The organism is Actinomadura kijaniata NBRC 14229 (assembly GCF_001552175.1).
Classification (GTDB): domain Bacteria; phylum Actinomycetota; class Actinomycetes; order Streptosporangiales; family Streptosporangiaceae; genus Spirillospora; species Spirillospora kijaniata.
The window spans coordinates 45,180-61,970 of the sequence record NZ_BCQR01000027.1; the positions used below are offsets into that span (position 1 = coordinate 45,180).

A 16,791-nucleotide genomic window follows, 5' to 3' on the forward strand; every position below is an offset into this window, starting at 1 on the left:
TTCCCCACGTCACCAAGGGACATCCGCCCCGGCCCAAGGCCGTGACCGACCGGAACCACGCCCAGCGGGACCCGCGACCAAGCGGGACCGCCGCCAGCCGGAGCCGCCGCCAGCCGAGGCCCGTGACCAACCAGGGCCGTAACCAGCCGGACCCGTGACCAACCGGACCCGTGACCAGCCAGGGCCATGACGGCCGGGGCCATAGCCAGCCGGGGCCGTGACCAACCAGGCCCGTGACCAACCAGGCCCGTGACCAACCAGGCCCGTGACCAACCGAGGCCATGACGGCCGGGGCCATGACGCTCGGGGTTGCGATCGGTCGGGGCGTGGCCGGGCCGGGAACGGGGAGCGGCGGGGTCAGGTCTTGGCGGCGCCGCAGATGTCGTCGGTGGCGCGGTGTTCGCCCTGCTGCCGGGGGATGCCGCCGCCCTTGACGCGGGTGAAGTTCGCGCCGATGACCAGGTCGAGGACGCCGGGGGCGGACCTGGTGCCGGGTCTGGTCGCGGCTCCGGGGATCAGTCCGGCCAGGGCCTTGGCGGCGGCCGCGTCGGCGGGGGCGTGGCGGATCACCGTCCTGGCGGTGGGGGCGGCCAGGTTGCCGACCTTGATGACGGTGTACTTCCGCTCGGCGAGCTGGTCGCCGACCACGCGGGCCCGGCCCTGGACGCCCGAGCCGTTGAGCACCCGGACCCTGGCGGGGATGGCGGCGGCCTTGACCGGCTCGGGCATGGTCGTGTCGTTGCGCAGCGCGGTGAAGAACGGCTGCGCGCCGTCGCTGAGCACGATCCGGTCCGGATCCCGGGCCCACGGGCCGCTCGGCACGGTCATGAACCGGATCCTGCCGGGGTCGATGCCCTGCAGGCTCTGGGCGATCTTCAGCATGTTCGTCAGGCGGAGCCCCCTGTCGGTGGTCAGCGATCTGGCCACGGAGGTCAGCAGCCCGTTCAGCCGCCCCGGGTCGGCGAGCACGCCGGTGCTGGTCGCCTGCTTGGCCATGGCCCCGAGGAACATCTGCTGGCGCTTGATCCGCTGGGTGTCGGAGTTGTCGCCGATGTTCTTGCGCAGCCGGAAGTAGGCCAGGGCCTCCTCGCCCTGCACCCGGTGCGTGCCCTTGGGCTTGCGGAACCCCGAGTCCTTGTCCCTGACGTCCTTCGGCAGGCAGATCGGCACACCGCCGATCGCCGTGGTGATCTCCTTGAAGCCGGTGAAGTCCACCTGCACGAAGTGGTCGATGTGGATGCCGGCGAGCTTCTCGATCGTCTTGATCGTGCAGGACGGTCCGGCGCGTCCGATCGCCTCGTTGAGCATGGCCTGGGGCGCGCCTGGCACGACCGTCCCGTCCGGGCGGGTGCAGGGTGGGATCGGCACCAGCAGGTCGCGCGGGAAGCTGACCCCGAGCACCTGGCCGCCGCCCGGCGACAGGTGCATGAGGATCATGGTGTCCGACTTGGGCGTCTCGTGCTGGTGCCCGCGGCCGTACCGGGCGTTGGCGCCCTTGCGGGTGTCGGAGCCCAGGACCAGGACGTTGAGGGCGTCGTTGAGCTTGGGCGGGCGGTTGCCGCCGATCAGCCGGTCGGTGTCCTCCTGCCGGATGCTGCTCTGCAGCCGCCAGTAGTAGCCGTAGGCGGACAGGCTGCCGGTCACGGTGACGGCCGCCGTCGCGACCGACGCCCAGACGAGGACTCGCTTCACCGTTGCCCCGCGATCACCCGGAGCAGCCGGTCCCGCTGGAACTCCATCGTCGGTGGAGTGCGGTGGTCCAACCGGTGGCCCAGGCAGCGGAGCAGACGGAGAACGTCCATGTGGAACGACCCTTCTAGGGGACTTGTCGGAGATGTATCACCACAAGCGCCCCTTCGGGTTCACACCCGTTCCGCCCGCCTCCTCCGTCGCGGGTCAGGCCAGGTGGGGGATGCGTTCGAGGATCCCTCCGGCGAAGACGTCGTAGAGCCCGAGCGGCTTCAGGTGGACGTAGCCGATGTGGCAGTCGCAGGTGTCCAGGGGGCAGGGGCGGGGCCCCAGGGCCGCGCGGAACGAACCGTCGTAGAGGTTCCCCAGGACGGTGGGCACGAAGTGGCAGCGGCGGACCGTCCCCTCGCCGTCCACGGAGACCACCGTCTCGCCCGTGTGGCAGGCGCGGCCGAGGCTCGCGTGCGGGTGGCGGCTGTAGGAGAACAGCGGGTCGATCGCCGTCCACTCGGCGGCCTCGGCGTCGGTGTAGGCGCGGCCCTCGGCGGCGTTCACCCACAGGTAGACGTGGCCGGGCAGGTCGGCGCGCAGGCGGCGGGCGTCGGCCAGGTGCTCGGGCTGCCCCACGATCCCGACACTGAACCGGATGCCGCGTTCGGCCAGCTCATGGGTCTTGGTCAGGAACCGCTCGTAGGGCGTCTGGCCGGGGTGGTAGGTCGCCCACAGGGCGAGGCGCGCGGGGTCGGCGTCGGCGGTCCAGGCGGTGCGGTGGCTCAGGTTGGTCTGGATGGCGACGCGCCGCACGTGCGGGAGGCGGCTCAGTTCGACCAGCGCCCTGCGGTACCAGGAGCGCACCAGGCCCTCGCCCCACGGCGTGAACAGCACCGAGACCGGATGGTCCCGGTCGGCGACCCAGGCGGTGAAGCGTTCCAGCGCCGCCCGGTCGGCGCGGAGCTGCTCGGGGGTGTCGCGACGCTTGGCGAACGGGCAGTACGGGCAGTCGTAGTCGCAGCTCGCCAGCGGACCCCGGTAGAGGATCGTCAGGTGCCCGGCGTCCATCAGCGGGCCTCGTAGGCGTCCATCAGGGCGCGGACCTCGGCCGAGAACAGCGCCGGGCCGATCGCGTCCGAGTGCGCCAGGCCCTCGGGGGTCAGGCGCAGCAGGTCCGGGGTCTCCGCCAGCCAGCCCCGGTCGGCGAACGGCTTGAGGTCCTCGGGGAAGTCGTCCAGCGGGTCGGTGCCGAACCGGGCGCGGTAGAGCCCCCGGTCCAGGCCGTCCGCCTGGAGCAGCGACTGGAGGAGGTGGCGGCGGCGGCGTTCGGCGGCGTCCAGCCGGAAGCCCACGCGGGCCGTGGTGAAGTCCTCGGCCCGCACGTAGTCGTCGATGATCGCGCGGACCTGGCCCGCGCCCACCGCGTACTCGAACGAGTAGTGCAGGTCCGACGTGTACGAGCGCGCCCCGCACCCCAGGCCGACCATCCCGTCGGTCTGGCAGCAGTACTCGGTGCCGCTCTCCGAGCCCGGCAGCCGGAACATCCGCATGGACACCTGCTCGTAGCCCGCCTCCAGCAGGTGGTCGCGGCCGGCGCGGTACAGCTCCAGGCGCTGGTCGTCCCACTCGCGGCCGATCTTGCCGAGGCCGGTCAGCGGGCGCACGTACAGCGGGTACAGGTAGATCTCCTCGGGCCGCCAGGCGAGGGCGGCGTCCAGGGAGTACCGCCAGGACGCGGGGGTCTGGCCGGCGATGCCGTAGATCAGGTCGATGTTGAGGACGGGGATGGCGGCGGCGCGGATGTTGCCGAGGGCGGTCTCCACCTCGGCGCGTTTCTGCGGGCGGACGGCGGCGCGCGCCTCGGCGTCGACGAAGCTCTGCACGCCGATGGAGATCCGGGTGGTGCCGCGTTCGGCCAGGACGGCGAGGCGGTCGGGGGTGGCGGTGGCCGGCGAGGTCTCCACGCCGAGCGGCACCGAACGCAGGTCGGCGAAGCGTTCGGCGATGTCGCAGAGGCGCTCCAGCTCGGCGGCGGTGAAGTAGGTGGGGGTGCCGCCGCCGAACGCGGCCGTCGCGAACGTCGCGTCCCCGACCGCGTCGCGGACGGCGGCGGCCTGCCGTTCCAGGGCGTCCAGGTAGGCGCCGGTCAGCTCCTCGGGCGCGCCGGTGCGGGTGAACAGGTTGCAGAAGCCGCAGCGCATCTCGCAGAACGGCACGTGCAGGTACAGGAAGAGCGCGCGGGTGTCCTCCCCCGCCCACACCTCCCGCAGCGACGGCCGCGGATCGAGCGGCCGGTAGGCGGTCTTGTGGGGGTACGAGTAGACGTACGCCTGGTAGGGGCCGGTGGTCATGCCAGTACGAACTCTCCGTAGGGAACGGTCCACACGACCTCGTGGCCGATGCGGTGCCCGACGTGGCCGTCCTCGCCGTAGGCGGTGCCGTGGTCGGAGCAGATGATCACGAAGGTGGGGCGGCGCACCGCGGCGAACAGGCGTTCCAGGTGCCGGTCCACGTACCGCAGGGCGGCGGCGTGGCTGGCGCGGGAGTCGCCGTGGTCGCGGGTCGCGCCGTCCAGGTGGAACCAGTTGGGCTGGTGCAGCGCCGACACGTTGAGCAGCAGGAACAGCCGCCGGTCGGCGGGCTGGCGGGCGACGACCTGCTCGATCCGGTCGATCTGGTGCTCCAGGGACCTCGGGTCGGTGACGCCGAACCCCGGCTCCCAGTGGCTCTCGGCGAACAGCGACGGCAGCGCCGACCCCAGCGGGGTGAGCTTGTTGAAGAAGCCGACGCCGCCGACGCACACCGTGTGGTAGCCCGCGTCCGCGAGACCGGTGGGCAGGTCGGCGGCGGCGAACCGCCAGGTGCCCTCGGCGGTGGTCTCGCTGCCGGGGAACGCCGCCGCGAACAGCCGGGGGTGCGGGCCCGGTTCGGCGGGCGTCGGCAGGAAGCCCGCGAGCATCGCGGCGTGCGCGGCGTAGGTGAAGCTGCCGGGGGTGTGGCGCCGCTCCCACCGGCCGCCGGGCAGCAGCCCGGCCAGCACGGGCGTCCGGCCGGAGGCGGCGAGTTCGGCGGCCACGTCGTACCGCAGGGTGTCGAGCGTCACCAGCAGCAGGTCGTGGCTGCCGACGATCTCGTTCATGTCGCGCATGGGGTGGCTTTTCCTGACAGGACGGCTCTGACCTGCGCAGTGTAGGTGTCGGCACCGACAGCCGGGCCCTCGGGCAGGCCGGTCAGGCCGGGCAGCAGGTCGCCGAACGCGTTGACCTCTCCGACCGCGACCCGCCGCCAGCCGATGCCGACCAGCAGGTCGACGCCGACCATGAGGCTGCCGGGGAAGCAGGCGGCGGCGCGCGCGCACACGTCCAGGGCGCGCCGCCAGCCGTCCTCGCCGAGGGCGCGGCGGACGGCGTCGAGGTCGCCGCGCCGCCCGCCCAGGTGCAGGTTCGTCATCGGGGCCCGGCTGGTGCGGACCACCGCGTGGGTGGGCTCGCCGGCCACGACGACCACGCGCAGGTCGAGGACGCGGCCGTCCAGGGACGCCTTGGGCAGCCAGCGTTCGACGTGCAGGCCGTCGGCGCCGAGCGCGTCGACCAGCGCGGCGACGTCGGCCTCGTCCTCGTAGGTGCGCACGCGCAGCGAGTTGTGGAAGCCGCCGGGGCCGCGCGCCGCCGAGGTGACGGCCTTCACGCGGGTCCCGTTGGTCTGGAACGCCACCACGCCCGACGCCGACGAGCCGTGCGCGGGCTTGACGAACACCCGCCGCTCCCCCGCCTCGGCCATCCGCGCCCGCAGCTCCGCGTAGCCGGTGACCTCGGGCAACGCGGGCGGGACGGGCACTCCGGCGGCCTGGAGGCGGGCGTGGCAGAGCCGCTTGTCGAACATGACGGCGATCTCGTCGGGGTCGCCCAGCAGCCGCGCCCCGGACCGGTGCGCGGCGTCGCGGACGCGTTCCAGCCCGGCGCGGAACGCCGCGTACCAGGCGGCCCCGCCCCCGACCCGCGTCGGGTCGCCGGGCCCGCGCAGCAGCGCGTCGGCCTCGGGGTCCTCCCCCGGCGAGTCGATCCGCACCAGCGTTCCCGGCCCGAACGCCGGGTCCGCGCCGCGCAGCACGTCCGGCCATCCGACCACGCGCGGCTCGCCCGCGCCCTCGGCCCGGCAGGCGTCGGCGAACATCGTCACCCGCCGGTCGCCGGGCGTTCCGACCACGGTGAACATCACTCCGTGACCCTGACGTACCACTCGTCGGAGAGGAAGACGGTGCACGAGCATTCCTCGCGGCTCTCACCGCAGGAGCGGCAGTAGCACTCGCAGTCGGCGACGGCCTCGTGGCATCCGAGGCACCCGTTCTCCGCGCGGCCCGCGTCGCCGGGGCGGGGCAGGCCGACGAGGGCGGTCTCGGGCAGCGCGGCGCGCAGGCGGGCGCCCAGGTCGCCGGACATGCGGCTGTTGCCGAGGTCGAGTGCGCGCAGGTGGGTGAGGGGCTGGCCGGACAGCAACGCTTCGACGCCGCGGTCGCTGAGCAGCCCCATCGACAGGTCGAGCGACTCCAGGCGCGCCACGACGGGGGCGGCGGCGACGGCCTGGGCGATCTCGTCCTGGTCCTCGCTGTTCATCAGGCCCAGGTGGCGCAGGGCGGGCAGGCGCTCGCCGGACAGGATCGGCTCCAGGTCGGCCACGGTCGCGTCGCCGCCGTACTCCTCGATCCCCAGCCACAGTTCCAGATGCTCCAGGCCGGGCAGGTCGCCGGCGCCGACGGCCCGCACCACGCGGCCGGGCAGGCCGCCGGACTCGAACCTCAGTTCCCGGAGGTTCTCCGACCGGACCGGCTCCAGGCGCATGGTGTTGCCGCGCACGGTGACCCGTTCCAGCCCGGGGAACGCGCGGAACATCCCGGTGAGATCCCCGTGCTGGATCCAGGAGACCTCGTTCTCCTCCACGGTCATGTCGGCGACGAACACGTTCCGCAACGCCGGAAACCGGTCGGCCGCCCCGGCGAGCAGGTCGGGCGGGTAGGTCTCGCCGTTGCTCCAGTGGCCGACGACCAGCGTGGTGACCTCGGCGGTGTCGACGGCGCCGAGGAACTCCTCGAAGCACGTCTCCCACGACTGCGCGAAGTTCCAGTCGCGCAGCCGCCAGGCCACGGCGCCGGGCTCGGGAACCTCGTGGTCGGAGTCTGAGAAGTCCCGTACGGGGAGACCGGCGAAGTCCTCCAGGGAGTGGGCGAAGACCATGGATCACTCCGGGGTCGTGACGTGGACCCGCCTGGGGCCATGGGTGGGCATCGGCATCTCTCTTCTCCGGGTCACTCCGAGACGGCGACGAACAGCCAGTCCCCGTCGGCCCTTTCCTGTTCGCGGAGATCGACGGCGACGCCGGGCAGCGCGGCGCGGACGCGTTCGGTCATCGGGTCGGTCAGGAAGTGGTGGTGCAGGTCGAGTTCGCGCAGGTGGGTGAGGGGCTGGCCGGACAGCAGCGCCTCGGCGCCCCGGTCGGTCAGCGTTCCCAGCGCCAGGCTCAGCGACTCCAGCCGCGCCACCACCGGGGCACCCGCCACGGCCGCCGCGACCTCGTCCTGGATCTCCGCGTTCTCCAACCCCAGGTGCCGCAGCTCGGGGAGGCGTTCGCCGCCGAGGATGGGGACGAGATCGGTCACGGTGGCGTCGCCGCCGTAACGGCCGACGCCGAGCCACAGGTCGAGGCGTTCGAGGTTCGGCAGGTCGCCGGCCGCGACGGCCCGCACCACATGGCCGGGCAGCCCGCCGGACTCGAACCGCAGGGTGCGCAGGCTCGCGCTGCGGAACGGCTCCAGCACCAGGCCGTCGGCGCCGCGCACGTCGAGCCGTTCCAGCGCCGGGAACGCCGCCAGCAGCGGGCCCAGGTCATCGTGCGGGATCCAGGAGACCTCGTGCTCCTCCATCACGACGTCCCCGACGAACAGCGACCGCAGCGCCGGGAACCGGTCGGCCCGCTCGGCGAGCAGCGTGGGCGGATAGGTGTAGCCCTCGCCGCAGTCATGGCCCCAGAACCCGACGACCAGCGCGGTGATCTCCGTGGTGTCGACGGACGCCAGGAAGCGTTCGAACACCGCGCGCCACTCGTCCTCCTCGTCGAAGTCCTCGGTGCGGACGCGCCAGGCGACCTCGGCGGCGCCGGGCAGGTCGTCGAGGTCGGTCGACTCGTCGAAGGTGAACACCGGCAGCCCGGCGTATCCGATGAGGTGCTCGCGGATGGTCACGGCGTCACTCCGACACGGCGATGAAGAGCCAGTCGTCGTCGTCACGTTCCTGCTTCTCGTCGAGGTCCAGTTCGACATCGGGCAGGGTCGCGCGGATCCGGTTCGCCATCCCCTCGGTCAGGAAGTGGTGGTGCAGGTCGAGTTTCCGCAGGTGGGTGAGCGGCGGGCCGGACAGCAGCGCCTCGGCGCCCGCGTCGGTCAGCGCCCCGAGCGCCAGGCTCAGCGACTCCAGCCGCGCCACGATCGGGGCTCCCGCGACGACCGCCGCGACCTCGTCCTGGATCTCGGCGTTCTCCAGGCCCAGGTGCCGCAGCGCGGGGAACCGCTCCCCCGACAGGAACGGTTCGAGGTCGGCCACGGTGGCGTCGCCGCCGTACTCCTCGGTGCCGAGCCACAGGTCCAGGTGCTCCAGGTTCGGCAGGTCGCTGGCGGCGACCGCCCGCACGACCTCGCCGGGCAGGCCGCCGGTCTCGAAGCGCAGCGTCCGCAGGTTCGCGCCGGTGAACGGCTCCAGGATCAGGTCCTGGCTGCCGCGCACGTCGAGCCGTTCCAGCGCCGGGAACGTCCCCGGCACCGGGCTCAGGTCGCCGTGCTCGATCCAGGAGATGTCCTGTTCCTCCGGCAGGATCTCCCCGACGAACAGCGACCGCAGCGCCGGGAAGCGGTCGGCCGCCTCGACCAGCGCGTTGGGCGGGTAGACGCTGGAGGAGCCCCAGTAGCCGATGATCAGCGCGGTGACCGCCGCGGTGTCGGCGCACGCCAGGAAGTCCGCCCACACCCGCCGCCACTCGTCCTCGTGGCCGGACTCCTCGGTGCGGACGCGCCAGGCCACGGCGGCGGCGTCGGGCAGTTCGTCGAGGTCGGTCGACTCGTCGAAGGTGAACACCGGCAGCCCGGCGTACTCGGTGAGGTGCTCGTTGATGGTCACGGCGTCACTCCGACACGGCGATGTAGTGGCCGCCGTCGTCCCTCGGCCCGTGGCCTTCGGAGAGGTCCACCTCGACGCCGGGCAGCGCGGCGCGGAGGCGGTCCATCATGGCGTCGCCCAGGTAGTGGTGGTGCAGGTCGAGCCTCCGCAGGTGGGTGAGCGGCTGGCCGGACAGCAGCGCCTCGGCGCCCCGGTCGGTCAGCGCCCCGAGCGCCAGGCTCAGCGACTCCAGCCGCGCCACCACCGGGGCACCCGCCACGGCCGCCGCGACCTCGTCCTGGATCTCCGCGTTCTCCAGCCCCAGGTGGCGCAGGGACGGCAGCCGCTCCCCGGTCAGGATCGGTTCCAGGTCTCCCACGCCGACGTCGCCGCCGTAGGTGTCGGTGCCCAGCCACAGGTCCAGGTGCTCCAGGTTCGGCAGGTCGCTGGCCATGACGGTGTGCACGACCTCGCGGGGAAGGCCGCCGGTCTCGAAGCGCAGCGTCCGCAGGTTCGCCCCGGTGAACGGCTCCAGCCGCAGCCGCTCGCTGCCGCGCACGTCGAGCCGCTCCAGCGCCGGGAACGCCGCCGGCAGCGGGCTCAGGTCGCCGTGCTCGATCCAGGAGACCTCCTTCTCCTCCAGCACGATGTCCCCGACGAACACGTGCCGCAGCGCCGGGAAGCGGTCGGCCGCCTTGGCGAGGCTGCCGGGCGGGTAGCCGGAGCCGTCCCGCTGGAGGTGGCCCCAGTGACCGATGATCAGGTGGGTGACGCAGGCGGTGTCGACCGTGGACAGGAAGCGTTCGAACATCCGCTCCCACTCGCCGCTGGCGTCCCACTCCTCGGTGCGGACGCGCCAGGCGACGGCGGCGGCGTCGGGCAGTCCCTCGGTCGGGGTCGACTCGTCGAAGGTGAACGCGGGCAGCCCGGCGTACTCGGTGAGGTGCTCGTTGATGGTCACGGCGTCACTCCGAGACGGCGATGAAACGCCAGCCGTCGCGGTGGGTCTCCTGCCGGTCGTCGAGGTTCAGGTCGACGCCGGGCAGCGCGGCGCGGAGGCGGTCCATCATGGTGTCGCCCAGGTAGTGGTGGTGCAGGTCGAGCCTGCGCAGGTGGGTGAGCGGCTGGCCGGACAGCAGCGCCTCGGCGCCCGCGTCGGTGAGGATCCCCATGGCCAGGCTCAGCGACTCCAGCCGCGCCACGACCGGAGCCCCGGCCACGGCCTCGGCCACCTGGTCCTGGGTCTCGGAGTCCTCCAGCCCCAGGTGGCGCAGGGAGGGCAGCCGCTCCCCGGTCAGGATCGGCTCCAGGTCCGCCATCGTGGCGTCGCCGCCGTAGGTGTCGGTGCCGAGCCACAGGTCGAGGTGCTCCAGGTTCGGCAGGTCGCTGGCGGCGACGGCCCGCACGATGCGGGCGGGCAGCCCGCCGGACTCGAACCGCAGCCGCTTCAGCGCGGTGCTCTTGATCGGCTCCAGCCGGATCCTGCCCTCGTTGCCGTCCGCACCGCGGATCTCGAAGCGTTCCAGCTCCGGGAAGGCGGTGAACAGCGGGGTGATGTCGGAGTGCTCGATCCAGGAGATCTCCGCCTCCTCCCCCGTGATGTCGCCGAGGAACAGGGCCCGCAGCGCCGGGAAGTCGGCGGCGGCCTCGGTGAGCAGCGCCACGGGGTCGGCTTCGTGCTCGTCGTAGGACGCGCCCCAGTACCCGATGACCAGCGCGGTGACCGCCGTGGTGTCCACGGCCGCCCGGAACCGGGACCACACCTGCTCGAAGGACTCCTCGTCGAACGAGGTGCGCACGGCCCAGGCGTGCCCGGCGGCGGGCGGGAGCTCGGCGTCCTCCTCGGTCTCGAAGTCGAACTCGGCCACCGGCAGCCCGGCGAACTCGGTGAGATGCTGGTACACGCCCATACGGGCCCCTTTCCGGATCAACGTCGGCACAAGTCCTATCAGCACCGGCCGACAGATCCGGAGGGAATCGGCGGATCATCCCGTCGGGGCGCGGGAGGGCACGACCACGCGCCGACGGGAACGGCCCCCGGACGCGGGGCGTCCGGGGGCCGTTCGGGGAGCCTCGGGTCAGGCGGCGGGCAGGACCGAGCCCTGGTACTTGTCCTGGATGAACTTCTTCACCTCGGGACCCCGCAGCAGGTCGACCAGCTTCTTGACGCGCGGGTCGTCCTTCTTCTCGGGCAGGGTGACGATGCCGTTGGCGTAGGGGTTGCCCTCGGCCTTCTCCAGCGCCAGCGCGTCCTTGGCCGGGTTCAGCTTGGTGGCCAGCGCGTAGTTGCCGTTGATCACCGACAGGTCGACCTCGTCCAGCGTGCGCGGCAGCTGGGCGGCCTTGACCGGCGTGAACTTCAGGCCCTTGGGGTTGCTCGCGATGTCGCGTTCGGTCGCGGTGACCGGGGCGTTCGGCTTGAGGGTGATCAGGCCGTTGTCGGCGAGCAGCTTCAGCGAGCGGCCGAAGTTGGCCGGGTCGTTGGGGACGGCGACCTTCCCGCCCTGCGGCGCGGACTTGAGGTCCTTGACCTTCTTGGAGTAGACGCCCAGCGGCTCCAGGTGGACCGGCGCGACGAAGGTCATCGTGAAGCCCTTGGACTTCGAGAACTCCTCCATGTACGGCACGTGCTGGAAGTAGTTGGCCGTGACCTGGCCCTCCTTGAGGGCGGTGTTCGGCTGCACGTAGTCGGAGAAGGAGACGATCTCGAGCTTGAGACCGGCCTTGTCGGCCAGGTTCTTCTTGACGTACTCGAGGATCTCGCCGTGCGGCACGGGGTTGACCGCGACCTTCAGCGGGCCGTCCGCCTTGTCGTTGCTCTGGGCGTCGGACGAGCCGCAGGCCGTCAGGCCCGCCAGGAGCCCGACCGAGGCCAGCGCGAGGGTGATCTTACGAAGCACGAAGAGTGCCTTTCTGTGGGCCGCGCCGGGGTCTTCCGGCACGGATCTCGGTGGAACGGGGTGGGGTCTACTTGTGGGACAGGCGGCGGGCCGCCCAGTCGCCGAGCATCTGGATCAGCTGGACCACGACCACCAGCAGCACGACGGTCGAGATCATGACCTTGGTCTCGAAGCGCTCGTAGCCGTACTGGACCGCGACGTCGCCGAGGCCGCCGCCGCCGATCGTCCCGGCCATCGCCGAGTAGCCGACCAGCGCGATCACGGTGACGGTGAGGCCGGCGAGCAGGCCGGGCCGGGCCTCGCGCAGCAGCACCTTCCAGACGATCTCGCGGCCGGAGGCGCCCATCGCGCGGGCCGCGGCGACCACGCCGGGGTCGACCTCGCGCAGCGCGGTCTCCACCAGGCGGGCGTAGAACGGGACGGCGCCCACCGCCAGCGGGACGATCATCGCCTCGGTGCCGATCGAGGAGCCGCCGGTGACCAGCTTGGTGAACGGCACGATCGCGATCATCAGGATGATGAACGGCAGCGAGCGGCCCACGTTGACGACGCCGCCCAGCAGCTTGTTGAGGATCGGGAGGGGGAACAGCCCGTCCCGGTCGGTCAGCACCAGCAGCACGCCGAACAGCAGGCCGAACACCGCGGCGAACAGGCCGGACACGCCGACCATGATCGCGGTGGCGACGGACGCCTCCTGTAGCAGCGGCCAGATCTCGCTCCAGGTCATCGGGCCACCTCCAGGCCGCTGTCGGTCGCGGGGCCGGCCGGGGCCGCGCCGTGCACCTCGACGGTCAGCCCGGCGTCGCGCAGGTGGGCGAGCTGGGCGGCGTTGAGCTCGGGGTCGCCGGGCAGCTCGACGCGCAGCCGCCCGACGCGGGTGTCGCCGATCTCCTCGACGGCCCCGCCGAGGATGTTGACGTCGATGGAGTAGGTGCGGGCCAGCGACGACACGAACGGCCGGTCGGCGCTGTCGCCCTCGAAGGTCAGGTCCACCACGGTGGTGCCGGGCCGCACCGCCGGCTCGGGCAGCGGGAACAGGCCGCGCGCCAGCTCCGAGCCGGGCCGCAGCAGCAGCTCCCGCACCGGACCGGACTCCACGAACCGTCCCTCGCGCATGATCGCGGCCGAGTCGCAGATCCGCTTGACCACGTCCATCTCGTGGGTGATCAGCAGGATGGTGAGGCCGAGGCGCCGGTTGAGGTCGCGCAGCAGCTCCAGGATCGAGGCGGTGGTCTCGGGGTCGAGCGCGGAGGTCGCCTCGTCCGACAGCAGCACCTTGGGGCGGCCGGCCAGGGCGCGGGCGATGCCGACGCGCTGCTTCTGGCCGCCGGAGATCTGCGCCGGGTAGGCGTCGGCGTGGTCGGACAGGCCGACCAGGTCGAGGAGCTCGGCGACGCGCTCGGCGCGTTCGGCGCGGGGCACGCCCATGACCTCCAGCGGGAACGCGACGTTCCCGGCGACGGTACGGCTGGACAGCAGCCCGAAGTGCTGGTGGATCATCCCGATGCCCTGCCGGGCCCGGCGCAGCTCACCGCCCCGCAGCGCCATCAGGTCCTGCCCCGCCACGACGACGCGCCCGGAGTCGGGGCGCTCCAGCAGGTTGACGCAGCGCAGCAGGGTGGACTTGCCGGCACCGCTGCGGCCGAGGACGCCGAAGACCTCGCCCTCGCGGACGGTCAGGTCGACGCCGTCGACGGCGGTCACCTCACGCCCGCGGGCGCGGTAGACCTTTCGGAGTTCTTCGATCTGGATCACAGGGATTCATTCCGTGCGGTAGCCGCCGCCCGTGCGACGGCGGCGTGGCGGGATCGGGACGAGGGCGCGGCCGGGCGCGGTCCGAGGCGGACCGGGGCGCCGGGCGGGGCGGTCTCAGGCCAGGCCGGGCGGGTACGGGGCGTGGCTCAGCAGGTGGCGTTGGAAGATCATGTGTGGCTCGGGGGTCGGATCCGGCTCGCTTCGGGGCGCGAGTCTGCTCTGGCGGGGGCCCTCAGCGGTCACACATTCGACAACGGCACGTACAGCCCAGGACCCGCATGAGCTGCGGGCGGCGCATCCGGCACGGGCGTACGGCGGTCATGGTCATCAGTAAACCCGCCCGACGTCAATGACGTCAAATCGACGAATACCGCCGCTACCTGCGCGGATACCCCACTGTGACAGATCCCGCACCGGTGTTGACGTCGATCCGGGCGGGGGAGCCGGGGTCGTGGAGCATCCGGTCGACCTGCCAGCCGCCGGACCCGGCGTCGCCGACGACGCGGTAGTGGCTTCCCACCGGAAGCCGCATGTCGACCGCCCCGGACCCGGTGCGCACGGTGACGTCGGAGGGCGGCGCGGCGAAGTCGAGGTCGACGCTGCCCGAGCCCGCCCGCGCGCTCAGCCGCGACGACCGCATCCCCTCGCCGCGGACGGCGCCCGAGCCGGCCTCGAAGACGACGTTCCCCCGGACGTCGTGCAGGTTCAGCTCGCCGCTGCGCGTGCGCACCTCCACGTCGCCCGCCAGGTCCCGCGCCGTGATCGACCCGGACTCCGAGGTCACCGTCACCCTGGCCGCGGACGGCAGCCGCACGCCCAGTTCGGCGTCGCAGTCCCGGCCCCCGTTCAGGGCGGCCGGGTCGTCGCACGTCACCTTGATCCGCAGCACCCCCTGGGCGTCCAGGTGGTGTTTCACCTGCGGCCGGTGGAGGACCCAGGTCAGCTCCTGCGTGATCCGCGTCAGGCCCGAGCCGCTCGGCCCGAACGTCAGGTGCGCGCCCCCGGCGTCCACCCGCACCTCCTGCACCGGGCTCCGGTACTCGAACGGCGGGGCGACCACGCTCTGCCGCAGCACCCCGCCGACCACCTGGAGCCCGGCGGGAACGAGGACCGTGAACGCGGTGAGCGCCGCCAGCGCGATCCACACGCCGCGGCGGCGGGGCCGGTCGGCGGGACCGGCCGGGACGGCGGGACGCTCGACGGTGGCGGTCACGAGTCACCGTCCAGGAAGCGCAGCACGGCCAGCACCCGCCGGTGGTCGCCCTCGGCGTGCGGCAGGTCGAGCTTGGTGAAGATGCTGTTGATGTGCTTGGCGACGGCGCTCTCGCTGACCACCAGGGCGGCGGCGATCCCGGCGTTGGAGCGGCCCTCGGCCATCAGCCCGAGCACCTCGCGTTCGCGCGGGGTGAGGCGGTCCAGCGGGTCGCTGTTGCGGCGCAGCAGCAGCTGCGACACCACCTCGGGGTCCAGGGCGGTGCCCCCGGCGGCGACGCGGCGCAGCGCGTCCAGGAACGACGACACGTCCGCGACCCGGTCCTTCAGCAGGTAGCCGATGCCGCTGGTGTGGGCGGACAGCAGGTCGGCGGCGTAGCGCTCCTCGACGTACTGCGACAGCAGCAGCACCGACACCTCCGGGTGCTCCCGGCGGATCACCAGGGCGGCGCGCACCCCCTCGTCGGTGAAGCCGGGCGGCATCCGCACGTCCACGATCGCCGCGTCCGGCCGGTGCTCGGCGACGGCGGCCAGCAGCCCGTCGGCCTCCCCCACGGCGGCGGCGACCTCGAAGCCCGTGCTCTCCAGCAGCTTGATCAGTCCGGCTCGCAGCAGGACCGAGTCCTCGGCGATCACAATGCGCACGGCAACTCCACGGTGAGGGTGGTCGGGCCCCCGGCGGGGCTGGTGATGCGGAACACGCCGTCCACCGACCGCACCCGCCGCGCCAGCCCGGCCAGGCCGCTGCCGCCGGCCGGGTCGGCGCCGCCCACGCCGTCGTCGGCGACGGTGACGCGCAGGGTGTGGCCGTCGCGGACGACGGCGACGTCCACGCCGGTGGCGCGGGCGTGCTTGACGACGTTGGTGAGGGCCTCGGAGACGACGAAGTAGGCGACGGCCTCGACGGTGGAGGAGGCGCGTTCGGGCACCTCCACCCGCAGCCGGACCGGGAGCGGGACGCGGGCGGCGATCCCCGACAGCGCGGCGTCCAGGCCCCGGTCCTCCAGCACGGGCGGGTGCAGGCCGCGGATCAGGTTCCGCAGCTCCGTCAGCGTCTCCTTGACCTCCTCGTGCGCCTCGACGATCACCTTCATGGCGGGGTCGGGCACGTCGGTGAGGGTCTCGCGGGCCAGGCCGAGGTTGAGGGCGAGGGAGACCAGGCGCTGCTGGGTGCCGTCGTGCAGGTCGCGTTCGATGCGGCGGCGCTCCAGGTCGGCGGCGTCGACGACGTCGGCGCGCTTCTCGGCCAGGTCCTCGACGCGGCGTTCCAGCTCCTTGGCGCGGTCGGGGCCGAGCAGCCGCTCGACGGCCCGGCCGTCGAGGTCCCGCACGGCCGCCGCCGCCCAGGGCGCGGCCAGGAACAGCAGCACCCCGAGCGCGTTCAGCAGCCCGACCCGCACCGCGTGCGTGTTCAGGCTGAGCGCGCTGGTGTCGGGCAGCGCCCACGCGTACAGGCCGAGGGTCGCCAGGGCCGCGCCGACCGCCCAGCAGCCGAGCACCGCCAGCGCGCCGCACGCCAGCAGCGGCCCGGTGAGCAGGTGGTAGCGGGCCTCCCGCCACAGGTCGTCCGACCGCAGCGCCCGGGCCAGCCCCCGGAACCCGCCGGGCCGTTCGGGCGGCGCGGGGACGTCCAGCCCGAGCATGGCCCAGCAGCGTTCGCGGTGCGCGCGGGTGAGGGCGGGCATCAGCCACAGCGCCGCCACCGCCGGCACCGCGAGGTAGAGGGTGATCAGGACCGGGTCGAGCGGCAGCCACACCGACCACGGCAGCACCAGCAGCGCGGGCAACGCCAGGTGCAGCGGCACCCCCGAGACGGCGAACGCGGTGTCGCGCCACGCGGTCGGCGACCACGGAGCGTGCGCGCCCGGCCGTCGCAGGAGTGTCCCCGATGTCATGGCAGAACCGTATTGCCGGGCCCGATCTTGCGCCATCCAGCGGGTTCCAGGGCGGGGGGTGTACCTGGTGCCACCCCGGGTCGGATACGCGGGTTACCGACGGCGACCGCGCGGATCGGCAGGCTGGAGGCACGTTCCCCCACCGGAAGGTCACTCCGATGGCGACACTCGTGTCCCCCTCCTCTTCCCGCCGCGCCGCCGCGGCCC

At 73.1% G+C, this 16,791-nt stretch carries 16 protein-coding genes; all 16 read right to left on the minus strand.

All coding sequences use genetic code 11. The features are described from left to right. Window positions 1–357: 357 nt before the first annotated feature. Entirely contained in the window at window positions 358–1,692 is a 1,335-nt protein-coding gene (locus tag AKI01S_RS10235; protein ID WP_067814331.1) for an LCP family protein, read from the minus strand. A gap of 204 nt (window positions 1,693–1,896) precedes the next feature. Next, window positions 1,897–2,748 (minus strand): STM4011 family radical SAM protein, encoded by an 852-nt coding sequence (locus AKI01S_RS10240; protein WP_067814333.1) that lies wholly within the window; start codon window positions 2,746–2,748, stop codon window positions 1,897–1,899. Then, complete coding sequence (locus AKI01S_RS10245) at window positions 2,748–4,031, minus strand: STM4012 family radical SAM protein (protein ID WP_083999295.1); 1,284 nt, start codon at window positions 4,029–4,031, stop codon at window positions 2,748–2,750. The genes AKI01S_RS10240 and AKI01S_RS10245 overlap by 1 nt, the downstream gene beginning before the upstream one ends. Beyond that, on the minus strand, window positions 4,028–4,828 hold the full coding sequence (locus AKI01S_RS10250) for an STM4013/SEN3800 family hydrolase (protein WP_067814337.1): 801 nt from the start codon (window positions 4,826–4,828) through the stop codon (window positions 4,028–4,030). Before AKI01S_RS10250 ends, AKI01S_RS10245 begins: the two co-directional genes overlap by 4 nt. After that, entirely contained in the window at window positions 4,816–5,895 is a 1,080-nt protein-coding gene (locus AKI01S_RS10255; protein WP_067814340.1) for an STM4014 family protein, read from the minus strand. The genes AKI01S_RS10250 and AKI01S_RS10255 overlap by 13 nt, the downstream gene beginning before the upstream one ends. After that, window positions 5,895–6,911 carry an STM4015 family protein gene (locus AKI01S_RS10260; RefSeq protein WP_067814341.1) on the minus strand — a complete coding sequence of 339 codons (1,017 nt, stop codon included), beginning with the start codon at window positions 6,909–6,911 and terminating at the stop codon, window positions 5,895–5,897. The genes AKI01S_RS10255 and AKI01S_RS10260 overlap by 1 nt, the downstream gene beginning before the upstream one ends. 71 nt (window positions 6,912–6,982) lie before the next feature. Beyond that, window positions 6,983–7,915 (minus strand): STM4015 family protein, encoded by a 933-nt coding sequence (locus AKI01S_RS10265; protein WP_067814343.1) that lies wholly within the window; start codon window positions 7,913–7,915, stop codon window positions 6,983–6,985. 4 nt (window positions 7,916–7,919) lie between these two features. Then, on the minus strand, window positions 7,920–8,843 hold the full coding sequence (locus AKI01S_RS10270; protein WP_067814345.1) for an STM4015 family protein: 924 nt from the start codon (window positions 8,841–8,843) through the stop codon (window positions 7,920–7,922). A gap of 4 nt (window positions 8,844–8,847) precedes the next feature. Then, the gene (locus AKI01S_RS10275; RefSeq protein ID WP_067814347.1) at window positions 8,848–9,783 is read right to left on the minus strand and encodes an STM4015 family protein; all 936 of its coding nucleotides are present in this window, start codon (window positions 9,781–9,783) and stop codon (window positions 8,848–8,850) included. A 4-nt stretch (window positions 9,784–9,787) separates the two neighbouring features. Continuing rightward, window positions 9,788–10,732, minus strand: a complete 945-nt coding sequence (locus AKI01S_RS10280) for an STM4015 family protein (protein WP_067814349.1) — start codon at window positions 10,730–10,732, stop codon at window positions 9,788–9,790. A 168-nt stretch (window positions 10,733–10,900) separates the two neighbouring features. Further along, window positions 10,901–11,722 (minus strand): MetQ/NlpA family ABC transporter substrate-binding protein, encoded by an 822-nt coding sequence (locus AKI01S_RS10285; RefSeq protein ID WP_067814351.1) that lies wholly within the window; start codon window positions 11,720–11,722, stop codon window positions 10,901–10,903. 67 nt (window positions 11,723–11,789) lie between these two features. Beyond that, window positions 11,790–12,449, minus strand: coding sequence for a methionine ABC transporter permease (locus AKI01S_RS10290; protein WP_067814353.1), 660 nt, complete (start codon window positions 12,447–12,449; stop codon window positions 11,790–11,792). Next, window positions 12,446–13,477 (minus strand): methionine ABC transporter ATP-binding protein, encoded by a 1,032-nt coding sequence (locus AKI01S_RS10295; RefSeq protein WP_067814355.1) that lies wholly within the window; start codon window positions 13,475–13,477, stop codon window positions 12,446–12,448. Before AKI01S_RS10295 ends, AKI01S_RS10290 begins: the two co-directional genes overlap by 4 nt. A gap of 376 nt (window positions 13,478–13,853) precedes the next feature. Continuing rightward, window positions 13,854–14,690 carry a DUF4097 family beta strand repeat-containing protein gene (locus tag AKI01S_RS10300; protein WP_067814357.1) on the minus strand — a complete coding sequence of 279 codons (837 nt, stop codon included), beginning with the start codon at window positions 14,688–14,690 and terminating at the stop codon, window positions 13,854–13,856. Beyond that, complete coding sequence (locus tag AKI01S_RS10305; RefSeq protein WP_067814359.1) at window positions 14,687–15,334, minus strand: response regulator; 648 nt, start codon at window positions 15,332–15,334, stop codon at window positions 14,687–14,689. The genes AKI01S_RS10300 and AKI01S_RS10305 overlap by 4 nt, the downstream gene beginning before the upstream one ends. Next, on the minus strand, window positions 15,322–16,584 hold the full coding sequence (locus AKI01S_RS10310; protein WP_083999297.1) for a sensor histidine kinase: 1,263 nt from the start codon (window positions 16,582–16,584) through the stop codon (window positions 15,322–15,324). Before AKI01S_RS10310 ends, AKI01S_RS10305 begins: the two co-directional genes overlap by 13 nt. Between the last annotated feature and the right edge of the window lie 207 nt (window positions 16,585–16,791).

What these genes read in the sequence shown, in the direction of transcription:
- AKI01S_RS10310 (WP_083999297.1), bottom strand. Translation starts at nt 16,584, where the DNA reads ATGACATCGGGGACACTCCTGCGACGGCCGGGCGCGCACGCTCCGTGG.
- AKI01S_RS10240 (WP_067814333.1), bottom strand. Translation starts at nt 2,748, where the DNA reads ATGGACGCCGGGCACCTGACGATCCTCTACCGGGGTCCGCTGGCGAGC.
- AKI01S_RS10260 (WP_067814341.1), bottom strand. Translation starts at nt 6,911, where the DNA reads ATGGTCTTCGCCCACTCCCTGGAGGACTTCGCCGGTCTCCCCGTACGG.
- AKI01S_RS10245 (WP_083999295.1), bottom strand. Translation starts at nt 4,031, where the DNA reads ATGACCACCGGCCCCTACCAGGCGTACGTCTACTCGTACCCCCACAAG.
- AKI01S_RS10290 (WP_067814353.1), bottom strand. Translation starts at nt 12,449, where the DNA reads ATGACCTGGAGCGAGATCTGGCCGCTGCTACAGGAGGCGTCCGTCGCC.
- AKI01S_RS10280 (WP_067814349.1), bottom strand. Translation starts at nt 10,732, where the DNA reads ATGGGCGTGTACCAGCATCTCACCGAGTTCGCCGGGCTGCCGGTGGCC.
- AKI01S_RS10255 (WP_067814340.1), bottom strand. Translation starts at nt 5,895, where the DNA reads ATGTTCACCGTGGTCGGAACGCCCGGCGACCGGCGGGTGACGATGTTC.
- AKI01S_RS10250 (WP_067814337.1), bottom strand. Translation starts at nt 4,828, where the DNA reads ATGCGCGACATGAACGAGATCGTCGGCAGCCACGACCTGCTGCTGGTG.